The organism is Hyphomicrobiales bacterium, from assembly GCA_017642935.1.
Lineage (GTDB): Bacteria > Pseudomonadota > Alphaproteobacteria > Rhizobiales > MH13 > MH13.
The window spans coordinates 326766-338922 of the sequence record JAEPOK010000001.1; the positions used below are offsets into that span (position 1 = coordinate 326766).

10 protein-coding genes are annotated in these 12157 nt (G+C 60.6%); 5 read left to right on the forward strand and 5 right to left on the reverse strand.

Going from position 1 to position 12157, the window contains the following annotated elements; all coding sequences use genetic code 11:
• Positions 1–66 precede the first annotated feature (66 nt).
• Genes JJ917_01560 through JJ917_01575 form a run of 4 tightly spaced genes read left to right on the forward strand, consistent with a single transcriptional unit; the run spans position 67 to position 5033 of the window.
• Positions 67–1080: a BMP family ABC transporter substrate-binding protein gene (locus JJ917_01560; protein MBO6697496.1), complete on the forward strand. Its 1014-nt coding sequence runs from the start codon at positions 67–69 to the stop codon at positions 1078–1080.
• A 10-nt stretch (positions 1081–1090) separates the two neighbouring features.
• Positions 1091–2626: an ABC transporter ATP-binding protein gene (locus JJ917_01565; GenBank protein MBO6697497.1), complete on the forward strand. Its 1536-nt coding sequence runs from the start codon at positions 1091–1093 to the stop codon at positions 2624–2626.
• A complete protein-coding gene (locus tag JJ917_01570) occupies positions 2623–3783 on the forward strand; it encodes an ABC transporter permease (protein MBO6697498.1) in 1161 nt (386 codons plus the stop codon). The genes JJ917_01565 and JJ917_01570 overlap by 4 nt, the downstream gene beginning before the upstream one ends.
• On the forward strand, positions 3780–5033 hold the full coding sequence (locus tag JJ917_01575; GenBank protein MBO6697499.1) for an ABC transporter permease: 1254 nt from the start codon (positions 3780–3782) through the stop codon (positions 5031–5033). The genes JJ917_01570 and JJ917_01575 overlap by 4 nt, the downstream gene beginning before the upstream one ends.
• 73 nt (positions 5034–5106) lie before the next feature.
• On the opposite strand, the gene JJ917_01580 is transcribed toward JJ917_01575, so the two are convergent.
• Both JJ917_01580 and JJ917_01585 read right to left on the reverse strand, forming a co-directional pair.
• Entirely contained in the window at positions 5107–5946 is an 840-nt protein-coding gene (locus tag JJ917_01580) for a universal stress protein (GenBank protein ID MBO6697500.1), read from the reverse strand.
• Between the two features lie 68 nt (positions 5947–6014).
• Complete coding sequence (locus JJ917_01585) at positions 6015–6479, reverse strand: Hsp20/alpha crystallin family protein (protein MBO6697501.1); 465 nt, start codon at positions 6477–6479, stop codon at positions 6015–6017.
• 177 nt (positions 6480–6656) lie between these two features.
• Here JJ917_01585 and JJ917_01590 point away from each other — a divergent pair, with 177 nt between their 5' ends.
• Positions 6657–7085, forward strand: a complete 429-nt coding sequence (locus JJ917_01590; GenBank protein MBO6697502.1) for a DUF2267 domain-containing protein — start codon at positions 6657–6659, stop codon at positions 7083–7085.
• Between the two features lie 14 nt (positions 7086–7099).
• Here JJ917_01590 and JJ917_01595 read toward each other — a convergent pair whose 3' ends face one another.
• From JJ917_01595 to JJ917_01605, 3 genes are all read right to left on the reverse strand, one after another.
• Positions 7100–8245, reverse strand: coding sequence for a site-2 protease family protein (locus JJ917_01595; protein MBO6697503.1), 1146 nt, complete (start codon positions 8243–8245; stop codon positions 7100–7102).
• Between the two features lie 61 nt (positions 8246–8306).
• Positions 8307–10874 carry an HAD-IC family P-type ATPase gene (locus JJ917_01600; GenBank protein ID MBO6697504.1) on the reverse strand — a complete coding sequence of 856 codons (2568 nt, stop codon included), beginning with the start codon at positions 10872–10874 and terminating at the stop codon, positions 8307–8309.
• Positions 10875–10936: 62 nt separating this feature from the next.
• Positions 10937–12154 carry an RND transporter gene (locus JJ917_01605; GenBank protein MBO6697505.1) on the reverse strand — a complete coding sequence of 406 codons (1218 nt, stop codon included), beginning with the start codon at positions 12152–12154 and terminating at the stop codon, positions 10937–10939.
• Positions 12155–12157: the final 3 nt, after the last annotated feature.

A 12157-nucleotide genomic window follows, 5' to 3' on the forward strand; every position in this document is an offset into this window, starting at 1 on the left:
CCTCTTAGTGTTTGCTTATTGATGCGGCTCGAACGGGCCGTGACAGGAACGATTGGGAGACCTGCCATGAAACGGATGATGCTCATTGCAACCCTTCTCGCCGGCTTTGGCCTAGCCAGCCCGGCAAGTGCTTTTTCCGTCTGCCAGGTAACGGACACAGGCGGCATTGACGATAACAGTTTCAACCAAACCGCATGGCAGGGTGTGCAGGATGCGCGCGATCAGTTGGGCATCACTGCACGCTTCTTGGAGAGCCAGGCGGAGACCGATTACGACGCCAATCTCAATTCCCTTCTCGATGGCGATTGCGACCTGATCATCACGGTCGGTTTTTTGCTTGGTGAAGCCACGCAAACGGCCGCCGAGGCCAATCCCGATCAGATGTTCTCGATCGTGGATTTCGCCTACGACCCGACCATCCCCAATGTGCTCGGCCAAGTCTATGCCACAGATCAGGCGGCTTTCCTGGCTGGCTATCTGGCGGCCGGCATGACCGAGACCGGCGTGGTCGGTACGTTTGGCGGTATCAACATTCCTCCGGTGACCATTTTCATGGACGGTTTTGCGTGGGGCATTGACCATTACAACGCCACCAACGGGACCTCGGTGACCTTGCTCGGTTGGGACCCGGAGACACGTCAGGGGCTCTTCACCAATAATTTTGACTCGCTCGATGATGGCCGTGCCTTCGCGCAGAACCTTTATGACGAAGGTGCCGATATCGTCTTGCCGGTGGCCGGGCCGGTTGGTCTGGGGTCCGCAGCGCTTGCCAATGAACTTGGCCCCGATCTGCTCAAAATCATCGGGGTCGATGCCGACCTCTACGTTACCGACGCGCAGAACGGGCACGTCTATTTGACGTCGGTCACCAAGCGCATGGACGCGACCGCGTTCGAAGTGATCGAGATGGCCATGCGCGGCGATTTTGAGGGCGGCGTTTTGCTTGGCACGCTCGACAATGGCGGTGTTGCGCTGGCACCGTTCCACGACATGGACGCGCTGGTTCCGCAGACGCTGAAAACGCAGCTCGAAAGCCTGCAAAGCCAGATCATCTCCGGGGATTTGATGGTCGGCAATTGAGGGCAGCGCGATGGATGTTGAACTGCGCGGCATCACCAAGCGCTTCGGCGCTGTCGTGGCCAATGAGAATGTCAGTCTTAGCGTGCGCGGCGGCGAGGTGCTCGGGCTATTGGGTGAAAATGGTGCCGGCAAATCCACGCTGATGAATGTGCTCTGCGGGCTCTACTCGCCGACATCGGGCTCCATCCTCCTGGACGGCGAGCCGGTCACATTCAAGGGCCCGGGCGATGCGATCCGCGCTGGTATCGGCATGGTTCATCAGCATTTCATGCTCATTCCAGTGTTCACGGTGGCAGAAAACGTGGTGCTCGGCGTCGAACCGGTCGGCAAGCTCGATCGGCTCGATATCGACAAGGCGCGCGAGCAGTTGGCGAGCATCAGCGCGCAGTATGGGCTGGAAGTCGAGCCGGATGCGCTGATCGAAAATCTGCCCGTCGGGATTCAGCAGCGCGTTGAGATCATCAAAGTGCTGTTTCGGCAGGCGAATGTGCTCATCCTTGATGAGCCAACCGCCGTCCTCACGCCTCAGGAAGTGGACGAATTCTTCGCCATTGTGCGCACCCTACGCGACGCAGGCAAAGCGATCATTTTGATCACCCACAAGCTCCATGAGCTCCTGGAGATTTCTGACCGGATCAGCGTCATTCGACGTGGACGGATCACGGGCGAGGGCGATCCGAAATCCCTGACCGAATCTGATCTCGCTCAAATGATGGTGGGACACCCGTTGGACTTCGATCTTGGCAAAGAACCGGCTGAGCCCGGTGCTCCATTACTTGAGGTCAACGAACTTTACGTTTCCCATGATGATGGCGGCCGGGCCGTAACGGACTTGAACATGGTTGTTCGACGCGGCGAGATTGTTGGTATTGCTGGCGTCCAGGGCAACGGGCAGACAGCGCTCGTCGAGGCTCTTTGGGGCGTACGCGCGGTCGATGCCGGTCAGGTCAGCTATGACGGCAAGGTCATCACCAACGCCTCGGCTCGCGACCGGCACCGAATGGGCATCGCCCACATTCCAGAAGATCGGCAACGCAACGGCTTGGTTCCCAATTTCACCATCGCCGAAAACATGGTGCTGGATGCGTACTACAATGAGCGGTTCTCCAGCGGGCCGAATATGGATTGGCCGGCGGTTTACGAGGCCTCGGCCGAAGCTGCCGTGACCTTCGATATCCGCACACCGAGCGTGCACGAGAAGGCGGCGACACTCTCAGGCGGTAATCAGCAACGTCTGATCGTTGCACGGGAGATGGCGCGCGATACCAAACTGCTCATCGCTGCCCAGCCAACACGCGGCCTGGATGTGGGATCGGTGGACTATATCCACCGGCGGATCAAAGCGGCGCGTGACGAGGGCGACGGCGTCCTAATTGTGTCCTCCGAGCTCGACGAAATCCTCGGACTTTCCGATCGTATCCTGGTGATGTTCAAAGGCCGCATCGTCGCCGAGTTTGATGCCTCGGCTGGCCCACCGGACCGAACGCAGATCGGTCTGGCTATGGCTGGCGGCGCGGCCAGTGCAGGCGCGGAGGTGGCAGCGTGAGCGACATTCCTGCCAAAGCGCCTGAAAAGACGCCGACAAAAACGGCCAGCCAGCACTTGTTGGAGCGCGCCGCTCCAGCGCGTGCCGAATGGGAAGATCTGGTGATCGTTCCCATCTTCGCGGTGATTGTTGCCTTGGCGCTGGGCGCGTTGGTGATGTTGGCCACGGATGTCGATCTGGCAACGATCGGCCGTTCCTACATCGCTTTGTTGGTCGGCTCGGTTGGCTCATTAAACGCCATCTCCGAAACGCTGACGGCAGCGGCGCCCCTCATCCTGGCGGCGCTTGGCCTCGGTATCGGCTTTCGCGCCGGCCTGTTTAACATTGGCGCTGAAGGCCAACTGCTCATGGGCGGCTTAGCCGCGGTCCTGGTCGGATTTCTTGGCGCAGGCCTTCCCCTTTTCATCCATTTGCCGTTGGCCCTGCTGGCTGGCGCCGTTGCAGGCGGCCTTTACGCCTCCATTGCCGGTTGGCTGCGCGTCGCGACCGGCGCCCATGAGGTGATCTCCACGATCATGCTCAACCTCATCTCCTACCGCTTCCTGGATTATGTGCTCCGCCTAGACTGGGTCCAACTTCCAGGCCGAGCCGATCCAATTTCGCAGTCCGTCGCCGTGTCCGCAGAATTGCCGCGACTGCTGGCCTGGATCGATCCGAATCTTCGGGTGCATGCCGGAATTTTTCTGGCCTTTGCCGCGGTCTGGTTCGTTTATTGGCTGCTGTTTCGCACCACTTGGGGCTTCGAGTTCCGTGCAAGTGGCGAGAATCCTGACGCCGCCCGTTTTGCCGGTATGCGCTCCGGCCTCATCATCGTGATGGTAATGGCGTTGGCTGGGGCTTTGGCAGGGCTCGGTGGCGCCAACCAAGCGCTCGGTGTGTTGGGTCGCGCGACGCCCGGCTTTTCGGCCGGCATCGGGTTCGACGCCATTGCCGTGGCGCTGCTTGGACGCTCGCATCCCTTTGGAATTCTGGCCGCCGGCCTGCTGTTTGGCGCGCTCGAAGCGGGTGGTCGGCAGATGCAGGTGGATGCTGGGGTGAGCATCGACCTAATTGGGATCATCCAAGCGTTGATCATTGTGTTCATCGCTGCGCCGTTGCTCGTCCGGGCGATCTTTCCTTGGGGCTTTGCCAGCACAAAGAAGGCCTCACAGCCATGACGATGGCGCCAACTGCCACCCGGGTCGCACCAGCGCGCCGCCAGTCGCGGACGACTGGCATCATCCTGCTTGGGATAGCGCTGTTCGTGGCTGGTGTTTTCGCGATTGGAAGCGAGGGCGTGGCAGTCTTCCGGTTGTCGCATCCGCGCGACACGCTGCAATTGCCGCCTCTTGCCGTGCCAGCGGCGCCGGTCCTCTATTTGCTTTCGGCGGTTCTTGCCTTTCTCGGAGCGCGCGAAGTTCTGCGCGGTGGCGGCAAGTGGAGCAATCTTGCTTTGGGGATCGGCCTGGCACTGCTCGTCTGTGCGTTCCTGGTTTGGGCGACGGCCGGCAAGTCTTTCTCGATGGTCGGCATGCTCCAAGCCACCATGGTCGCGGCGGTGCCTATCGCGCTTGGCGGGCTGGCCGGCGTGCTCTCAGAGCGGGTGGCGGTGGTCAACATTGCCATCGAAGGCATGCTGCTCGCCGGGGCCTTCACCGGCGCGCTGATGGGCTCGCTTCTGGGCGGCCCGCTTGGGCTGGTAGCCGCAGTCGGCGTGGGCGGGCTGTTCGGCTTCATTCTGGCGGCGCTGGTGGTGACTTATCGCGTCGATCAGATCATCGCTGGCGTCGTCATCAACCTCTTGGTGCTAGGCCTGACCTCTTATGTCAGCAGCCAAGTTTTTTCCGAGCATCAGCATCTCAACAACGCGCCGATTTTCGCGCGTTGGAAGGTTCCGCTTTTAGGCGACATTCCGCTGATTGGGCCGGTGCTGTTTCACCAGAACCTTTTCGTCTACGGCGCTTTGGTGATGGTGGCTGTGGCGACCTACTATCTCTTCTACACCCGTCATGGGTTGCGTGCTCGCGCCGTCGGTGAGCACCCGCGTGCCGCCGATACGCTCGGCATCAATGTCTACCGTACCCGTTACATCAACGTCACGGTCGCCGGCATGGTGGCCGGCTTTGGTGGCGCGTGGTTCACGCTGGGTTCTGTTGGCCGGTTCGATGAGGGCATGACGGGCGGTCGTGGCTATATCGGGCTTGCCGCGATGATCTTTGGCCGCTGGCATCCGGTTGGGGCTCTGGCGGCCGCTCTGGTGTTTGGTTTCACCGACTCGCTGCAACAGAAGCTGGCACTGCTCGGCACGCCGATTCCGTCAGAGTTCTTGGCCATGGCGCCCTACATCGCGACCATTATCGTGGTGGCTGGCCTAGTGGGCCGCGCGAGGGCACCAGCGGCCGACGGCAAGCCCTACATCAAGGAGTAAGGACCAGCGTCGCGATTTAGGTGAGACCATGGCCAATTGGTCGGCGAAAGACCTGTTCAGGTTGCTTTGGCGATTACCGCGAAAAAAGAACCGGTCGTTTGGCGTCACGCAACAGGTCGCGGGTCGCCGCGCCATGGATCACGGCATAGGCGCGTGAGTGGCTGAAAGCGCCAACGGCGATGAGGTCGCAGCCGCGTTCAAAGGCTTCCAGCTCGATGATTTCGGCCACTTGATGCCGCTGCCAGGCCCGGTGCCCAATGCTGGTCTCGACATTGTGGCGCGCATAGGCCTGCGCCAGCTCGGTGAGCGTTGCGTCATGGGTTAGGTCATCGTCCTCGCCATGGACGCGCAGCAGATGGGCTCGTGCTCCCTCTTGGAGGATATCCAACGCATCATGGGCAGCGCGGGCCGCTTCGCGGGTGTCGTTCCAACCGACGATCACGTGGGTGCCGATCGTCTCAGCGTCGAAGTCAGCTGGCACCACCAGGACAGGGCGACCGCATTCGTAGATCACTTCTTCCTGAAGATGATGCTGGTCGGACCGCTCCAACGCTGGATTTTCGTTGGGGACCAGGACCAGATCGGCGATGCGCGCGCTATCGATGATCCGATCAGAGGCTTTGGTAGATTTTGTGTGCTGGAGCCGCCATTCAGCGACAAAATCTTCCTTATCCGTGTGCCGCTCGAAAATGGCTTTGATCTTCTCGGCTTGATCAAGCTGCGACTCGCTGAACTGCTCAAAGACAGTGCTTGGAATATGCACGGCGATGCCCGGATAAACCGTCATTGCCTCGATCGTGTGCAGGCCAATCAGGTGCGCGGTGTGGGCGCGCGCCAACACGCACGCCGCGCGCATCAAGCTGTCGCTGGTTTCTTCGTTGGTCAAACAGACCAGGATCGTCTTGATGGCCATAAGGGCGTCTCGCACTTGGTGGTTGGCGCAGGTCGATCATCATGGATCGTAGACCTGCGCGCTTGTGTTCAGCTGCGTTTGATTTCGATCTTGCGCGCGTTCTTATCTGCATCGGTCGGTTTTTCGATGCGCAGGCTTAAGACGCCATTTTCATATTTGGCGTCGACCGCCTTGTCGTCCGGCGTGAAGCCCAATGGAATGGCGCGGCGGAAGCTGCCGAAGCTGCGCTCAACGACATGCCAGTCTTTGTCGCTGTCCTCGCGCTCGTCGCTCTTCTTGCCTTTGATGATGAGGCTGTCGTGGGCGATCGAAACGTCCAGATCCTGTTGTTCAACGCCTGGCACATCGACCGTCACCTCAACGGCGGTGTCGCTTTCAGCCATATTGATCGCTGGAACAACCTGCGCAGCGCGCCAATGATCGGGTCCGTTGAAACGATCGAACAGCCGGTTCATTTCGGTTTGAAACGTCTGCAGGAACGGCCACTCGCCCTGTTTGGGCGACGTCTGGGAAACCTGTTTGTCATCAGACATGAGAAAGACCTCCAGTTCGTCGGATTTTCGCTCGCCAAGATCCCGCTGTTGGGCCTCGGCTCCTGCGGTTTAGCAAGCCGCATCCACATCGTGTTGACCGCGGTCAACTGGCTGCATCGCCGGGAAGGGTAGTGCGTTGATCGGCGCTCTGTTGCGCGAAAACCGAAGGAGAGTCCCATGTCTGCACAGGGTTTGGAGGTTATCGACCACACGGTTCAACTCACCCACCAGTGGATCAACGAGCTGAAAGAAAGGTTGGGGTGGGAAAGCAGTCGCGACTGTCTGCGCTTGCTGCGGACGACGCTTCGGCAGGTGCGTGACCATCTTGGTCATGATGAAATGGCGCAGCTTTCGGCGCAGATGCCGCTCATCATTCGCGGCATGTTCTTCGAAGGCTGGTCGCCCTCGCACACGCCGGTCCATGAGCGAAGCCTTGAGGCGTTCATGGAACCGATCGAAGCCAAGCTGGGCGACGTGGAGGGGTGGCGTGGTGCGAGCGATGTCACGGCCGTGTTTGAAACCTTGAACGAGAAAATTTCTGCTGGTGAGGTTGAGGATGTGCGTGCCGGTCTGCAGCAATCCATACGCGACCTCTGGCCGGTCTGATCGAAATCGTAAGGCTATCGCGTCGAAGCTGCTGACGGATGAAGTGATTTGGAGACGGCGAGGAAGCTCGCCAGGTCCGACAGGCTGACCACACCGGCCAACTGGTGATCATCGACAACCAGAAACTTGCGGCGGTTCGTGCGCCCAATGCGTTCCATGAGACTTTGCGCGCTGAGGTTGGGCGCAACGGTGTTGTCGCTCGATAGGCTTTCAAAAACGTCTTCGACGGTTGTCGTCGGCCAATTTTCGCGGTCGATGCGCCGAACTGTGCGCGTGTCGATGGAGCCGAGAAGTGTGTCTCCTTCGATAACTGGTGCGAAACTAATCGCATTGGCCAAAAAGATGTCGTTGGCCAGCGTCTCTAAGGACAGGTCCGGCGAGGCGGTGATTGCGGACCGGCTCATGAGGTCGGCCACGCTGCGGCCCTTCAGAGCCAGATCGGTTTCCATTTTTTGCAGCGTGCCCCGGGAGGCGGCCAACAAAAACAGGCCGAGAAGCATCGGCCAAAGGCCATTTGCGAGCTGACCGGCGAACAGGCCCATCAGCCCCAAAGCAATCAGTAGCCAGGAAAAAGCGCTTGAGACCATCACTGCTTGTCGCGTTGCTTGCATCAGGTCGCGAGCCCGCGACCAGAGGAGTGCGCGAAACACCCGCCCACCATCGAGAGGAAAAGCGGGCACCATGTTAAACAAGGCAAGAGCGAGGTTGACGACCGCCAGATAGCTGAACACGGCGGCAGCCACCGTCCATCCGAACAGCTCTTGCGTCACATGGGTTGCAACCCAAAAACTAAGTGCCAGGAAGAGGCTGGCCAACGGCCCTACCACGGCGATCTTGAACTCGCTGGCTGGGGTCTTTGGTTCGCTTTCCAACTCGGCGACGCCACCGAACAGGAACAAGGTGATACCTGTCGTGCCAACGCCAAACTGGCGCGCCACCAGTGCGTGGGCCAACTCGTGAAAGATCAGCGAGGCGAACAGCCCGAGCATCGCCAAGGTCGCCAGCAGCAACCGCCAGTCGGCGCTCAGCGCAGGTGTGGTCTGCGCGAAATAGCCCGTTGCCAGGCTCCAAACAATGAGCCCTGCGATCAAGAGCCAGCTGGCATCCACTTTGATGTCGAAGCCAGCTAATCGGACGATCCGAAGCGTGCGACCCCACATGTGAGCCTCTCCTTTGCGACCTTTTTTGTTGCGCGGTGAGCGAGAAATCCGTTGAGCAATGTCAAGCGATCTTCGGCCGTGTGACGAGCTTGACCAGTTCGGGGATCACAATAAGTGGCAGAGCGAGTATGGCGATCATTACCCACTGCTCTTGGCCCAAGGGAGCAGTGTGCAAAAGCAGTTGAAGCGGCGGCCAGTAAACGGCGGCCACTTGCGCCAACAGAGTGATGGTGAGCGTGACGATAAGGAACGGGTTGCTCAGCCAGCCAATCTGCGAGCAGGGGTGGCGCAGCGATCGGAACGCGAACACGCTGACCTTTTCAAAGACGATCATGCCCGTGAACGCTGCTGTGCGGGCAACCTCGACGCCAAGCGGTAGCGTTTGGTAGAAAATCCAAAGGCTGGCGGATCCTGTGTAGATTGCGAACAAGACGATGAAGAACAGCCCGTCCCAACCGATTATCGGCGTTGAGGGCGCGCGCGGCTTGCGCTGCATTTGTCCCTTTTCGGCTTTTTCCAAACCCAGCGCCACGGCGGTCACACCGTCGGTCACCAGGTTCATCCAAAGGATCTGCGTTGCCAAGAAGATCAGTGGCCCGCCGATCAGGATGTTGGCGAGGATGGCGACGATCTCGCCGGCGTTGGAGGTGAGCAGGTAGCGCACGAACTTGCGGACATTGTCGAACTGGCGCCGCCCCTCTTTGATGGCGGCGACAATCGTCGCAAAGTTGTCGTCGAGCAGGATAAGGTCGGACGCGTCGCGGGCGACAGCCGTGCCACGTTGGCCCATGGAAATGCCTATGTCGGCTTGCTTGAGCGCCGGCGCATCGTTGACGCCATCCCCGGTCATCGCAACGATTTTGTCTTGCGCTTGCAGCGCTTCGACGATGCGGATTTTCTGGGCCGGTTTGGCGCGGGCAAACAGAAGATCGCCAGCAAGTGCTTCGCGCAACTCGTCGTTGTTTAATGCTTCGATCTCCGGACCAGTCACAGCGCGTTCGACCGGAATAGCCAGTTGGCCAGCGATCGCTTGCGCGGTGACAGGGCTGTCACCGGTGATCATGATGACGCGGATACCGGCGGACTGGGCGAGGCGAACGGCGTCTTTAACTTCCGGGCGCGGTGGGTCGATGATCCCGACCAAGGCGCTGAATATCAGCCGTTCCTCGGCTGTGTCGGTAGGGTCAGTGGCGGGTCGCGAGGCGAGGGCGATCACACGCAGGCCTTGTTCGGCCATGGCGTGGTAGGCTTCCATGACACTGCCGCGACAAGCGTCATCGAGGGCAGTTGCACCGCTTGGGGTTGCGATACGATCGCAGCGTTCAAGGACCTGTTCCGGCGCTCCCTTGCAATGGAGGGTCGGTGGCGTCCCCACAAGGACGCTCATGCGTTTGCGTTCGCTTGAAAAGGGTTCTTCGTTAACCGGTTCGCGGTCGTCCGGCAGCTTCACCCAACCCTTGTGAGCGAGCACCACCAGCGCGCCTTCGGTTGGCGAGCCCTGCATGACCCATTCACCCTCGTGGCGTCGCAGGCTGGCGTGATTGCAAAGGGCAGCGGTAGAAAGCGCAGCATCTAAACAAAGATCATCGGATGCGCGGACGCGTTGATTGTCGCGGGCAATATGGCCCATCGGGTCATAGCCAGTCCCGGTGACGGAAAACGCTGCGTGCGGCATCCAAATTCGGGTCGCGGTCATTTTGTTTTCTGTCAGGGTTCCGGTCTTGTCGGTGCAGATGACCGAAGCCGCGCCCAGCGTCTCGATGGCCTGCAAACGCCGCACGACGGCATTTTGGCGCGCCATTGCCGTTGCACCCAAGGCCAAGGTGATCGTGACCACCGCCGGCAGGCCTTCTGGAACAACGGCCACCGCCAGTGACAGGCCTGTCATGAACAGTTCGCCCGCCTCGCGGCCCGCCCAAACACCGATGCCCACAACCAGTGAGGCGACCAGCAGCGCGACCGCTCCCAATTGACCGGCCAAGCGACCGAGCTGGACTTGTAACTGGGTTTTTTGTTTCGAAACGCCGCCGGTGAGCTTGGCAATCTTGCCGAACTCGGTGTCGAGCCCAGTGGCCGTGACGATCCCTTCACCGCGCCCTGCGACAACCGACGTGCCGGAGAAGATCTGCCGGCCCTCTGGGCTTGTGTCCTTGTCGACGGCTGTGGATTCGCCGGTGAGGACGCTCTCATTGATCTTCAGTTGGATCGTTTCGTGCAGATCGATATCGGCGGGCACACGATCGCCGGTGGCCAGGATGACGATGTCGTCGGGCACAAGTTCGCGGGCGGCGATGATCTGTTCTTCGCCGTTACGCAGAACCAGGGCAGTGGGCGCCATCATAGCGCGCAGGGCCTGTAAAGCATTCTCTGCGCGCCATTCCTGAACGAACCCCAAGATACCGTTGAGCAGGACGACCAGACCGATGGCCAGAGCGTCCACGACCTCGCCTAGATAGATCGCGATCGCGCCGGCAAGGATTAGGATGAGAACCAGCAACCCCGTGAATTGCCGCACGAACACGGCAAGCGGATGGGCCTTTCGGCCTTCTGGGATTTCGTTCCAGCCGGCGCTCTGCCGACGTGCGGCAACCTCGGGTTCTGACAAGCCTTGGCGTTGATCGGCCTTCATCGCCGGGGGGGTCCTTTTTGGGTCGCTCACGAAGGTTGGCAAAAGGTCAGACTAGCGGCCATCTATCGCATGTCGATGGTGCGTTGGCGCACTGGCGAGCCGTCGCTGAGATCATCGCTGGGATGGGTCACCACCATGGTGCCGGCCTCCAAGCCGCCGAGCACTTCGACAGTTCGCGCATTGCGCCGGCCAAGCTCGACCAAACGCTCGTGCGCGACGCCGTCTTCGACCGCGAACAGCCCCCAGGCCTCGCCAACGCGGAAAGTCGCGCTCAATGGCACTTGGAGGGCTTGGTCGGATTGCCATTCGACAATGCGAAGATGAACGGAGAATCCATCGCCAAGTCCTTCGCGCGCCTCCAAGGGTGAGGTGATCTCAAAGACCGTGTCCACGCGCTGCTCTTCGATACCAAGGGCTGAGACTTCGGTGCGCGCCGCCGGTTCTATGCGCACCAGCCTCGCCTCCAGGGCATCCGATCCTCCCCAACGGTCGACGAACGCCAGCGCACCGACTTCCAAGCGCACAGCGTCGACGGAGAGAATGTCGGCGACGATTTCCAGCTCTGTCGGATCGCCGATCGTGACCAGACGTGCTCCCGCCACAACGGGACGGGCACTGATCTGATTGATGGCGAGCACGCGCCCATTCGCCGGCGCCATTAGCGGGACGCAGCAGGCGCCATCCTGGCTCTGCTCATCGCCTGGTTCGATCAGTTCAGCTTGCGCGCGCTCAAGGCTGCTTTGCGCCATGCTTATGCCTGCGATGGCGGCAGCCTGGGCGGCGTTGGCGATAGCCAACTGCTCGGTGGCGTCCTCAAGCTGTGTAGTGCTCACCACGCCGCGCGAGACCAGCGTCTCGGTCCGATCAAATTGCGACTGCGCGCGCCGACGATGTTCTTCGGCGCTGGCCAATTCGGTCTGCGCGACGAGAAGCCGTGCCTCTGCTTCGCGTATCGCCGCATCGGCCTGCAGGCGGCTGCGGGCATCAAGCAGGCTCGGCTCGATGGGTTCGACAACGGCGACTACTGTCTCACCGGCCATGACCTGGTCGCCGACCTCGACCGGGGAGCGTTGCGCAAGACCTGTGATGGGCGCGGAAATCTCATAGATGTCGCGAATGCGCGTCTTGCCGTCGACGTCGATGGTCACCTGCATCGGTGCGATCACCGCCTCTTCCAGGTCGACCAACACTGGCTCGGTACGGAAGGTCACCCAGAGAAGCCCGCCGACCAGAACGACACCAAGGCCGATGAGCAGCAGCATGCGAACGGCTTTGGGCATCAG

What these genes read in the sequence shown, in the direction of transcription:
- JJ917_01560 (MBO6697496.1), top strand. Translation starts at nt 67, where the DNA reads ATGAAACGGATGATGCTCATTGCAACCCTTCTCGCCGGCTTTGGCCTA.
- JJ917_01565 (MBO6697497.1), top strand. Translation starts at nt 1,091, where the DNA reads ATGGATGTTGAACTGCGCGGCATCACCAAGCGCTTCGGCGCTGTCGTG.
- JJ917_01575 (MBO6697499.1), top strand. Translation starts at nt 3,780, where the DNA reads ATGACGATGGCGCCAACTGCCACCCGGGTCGCACCAGCGCGCCGCCAG.
- JJ917_01580 (MBO6697500.1), bottom strand. Translation starts at nt 5,946, where the DNA reads ATGGCCATCAAGACGATCCTGGTCTGTTTGACCAACGAAGAAACCAGC.
- JJ917_01585 (MBO6697501.1), bottom strand. Translation starts at nt 6,479, where the DNA reads ATGTCTGATGACAAACAGGTTTCCCAGACGTCGCCCAAACAGGGCGAG.
- JJ917_01590 (MBO6697502.1), top strand. Translation starts at nt 6,657, where the DNA reads ATGTCTGCACAGGGTTTGGAGGTTATCGACCACACGGTTCAACTCACC.
- JJ917_01595 (MBO6697503.1), bottom strand. Translation starts at nt 8,245, where the DNA reads ATGTGGGGTCGCACGCTTCGGATCGTCCGATTAGCTGGCTTCGACATC.
- JJ917_01600 (MBO6697504.1), bottom strand. Translation starts at nt 10,874, where the DNA reads ATGAAGGCCGATCAACGCCAAGGCTTGTCAGAACCCGAGGTTGCCGCA.
- JJ917_01605 (MBO6697505.1), bottom strand. Translation starts at nt 12,154, where the DNA reads ATGCCCAAAGCCGTTCGCATGCTGCTGCTCATCGGCCTTGGTGTCGTT.